This is a genomic window from uncultured Photobacterium sp. (assembly GCF_947502415.1).
Taxonomy (GTDB): Bacteria; Pseudomonadota; Gammaproteobacteria; order Enterobacterales; family Vibrionaceae; genus Photobacterium.
Genome location: NZ_CANMZV010000075.1, coordinates 1 through 1742, shown reverse-complemented (window position 1 = coordinate 1742; position 1742 = coordinate 1). Strand labels below are relative to the sequence as shown.

Genomic DNA, 1742 nt, shown 5'->3' with positions numbered 1-1742 from the left:
TGTCATTACTGAGGGAGCATGACGGGATAAATACCAACCGATTCTGTCATGCTCTTATATTCTAGTTCTCATGTTGCCTATTCGCCTCACACTTCGATATTCATTGATTGAGAGCGCTTGATTCTGAGCTCTCTTGTATTGAGTTGCTCTCTCTTCCAGATATTTTGGATAGTGCTAATGCTCACCGTGATATTTTGCTGTTTGAGTTCTTTCATAAGTTGTATTGATGTCCCATGAGGGTTCAACAATGTCAGCTCGATAATCTTATCTTCAGTGCTTTCCGATATACGATTTTTACTGCGTTTAAGTGGCTTATTGATCCTTTTCAGGCCTATTGCTCCTTGCTCTTCCATAATTTGTTGGTAGGTATAAAGTGTTTGACGGGAACAGCCAAGGATACGGGCGGCTTTAGATACGCTGCCGAGCTGCTCAACAAGCTCTAATGCTTCTATTTTCCGCTGAACCTCTTTGCCATATTCATGACATTTTCTAGGCTCTACCAACTCTGTGATATCAAGCCGACGGTGACCAAAATAGGCGGAGAATTTACCGTCAAACTGGCATCGGATCTCTACTTTCTGATTTTCGATTGAATAGCGGATGGGCGAGTCAATGACGTACATTTTGCTATCAAAGCTAAACGTATGATCACGCCGTATCGTGCGATACTCTTTCTGCACACAGATGGTGTTGAGATCTAAATCAGGTGGCAAGCACTTAAAGGCAGTGCGTGCACTTTTAGCCTGAACCATGATGTTTTTCACCCAGTAGTTGGGGATGAACTCTTCTTGTAAATAGCGGTTCGCGCTCTCCATATCCGTGATGCTGTGCAGTCGTAACTCTGGTACCAGCCGATCTTGGAAGGTATCGAATGAGCGTTCTATACGGCCCTTTCCTTGCGGTGAGTTGGCAAAGATAATTTCAATACCTAGCTCGTCACAAGCTCGCTGCATTTGAGAGAAGTTACAGCGTTTTGGGCCACCAAAAATACCTGCTCTATCGACATATAGCGTCCTAAAAATCCCACGCTTCTCGATATATGCCCGCATTACTTTCATGCAGCCCTCGGTCGTTTCTGAGGGGAAAAACTGAGCGTAAATATCGCTAGTAGCGTCATCAATGATGGCAATCAAGCAAGACTTTTCATCACCAAACCAGCGATGAGGACTGCCATCCATTTGCAGCATTAACCCTGGCGATTCCATACGCTCTCGATACTTTCTTACTCGACTTCTGCGTCGCTTAGCGCGTTTAACATGATGGATATCGTGCGCCCAAGTTCGCAAGGTTTCGCGCTTAATAGCGAGCCCTTCATTCTTCTCAAGAAGCTCAGAAAGGTGTTGCAGATTAAAGTCGAAATACTTGGTTTGAATGAGGCTTTGCACCTCTTTCTTGAGCGACTCTGGGATTTTATTTACTGGAGCACGACCTTTGTTGCCATGAACAACGAATCGAATGCCTTCTTTCCGATAGCGACTCAAGTAACGCTCAATGGTTCTTCGTGATTTGTTCAGCAAGGTGGCGGCGCTATTGATACTTATCCTGCCATCGATAACCTTGCTGATGATATCGACAGTGAACTGGGATTTGGAATCCATATAGAACATCCTTAGCACCTTCTAAAGCTCCATTGATTACTTTAAAAGGTACGCTAATTCAGCCCCGTCAAATTCCCTCGGTAGTTAGCGCAATGACAAAGTCGCTTGGTAATTAAGATACGACAGAATCGCTCGGTGATCACA

At 44.5% G+C, this 1742-nt stretch carries 1 protein-coding gene; it reads right to left on the bottom strand.

Going from position 1 to position 1742, the window contains the following annotated elements; translation table 11 throughout:
• Positions 1–86: 86 nt before the first annotated feature.
• Positions 87–1607 (bottom strand): ISNCY family transposase, encoded by a 1521-nt coding sequence (locus Q0852_RS23525; protein ID WP_299022847.1) that lies wholly within the window; start codon positions 1605–1607, stop codon positions 87–89.
• Positions 1608–1742: the final 135 nt, after the last annotated feature.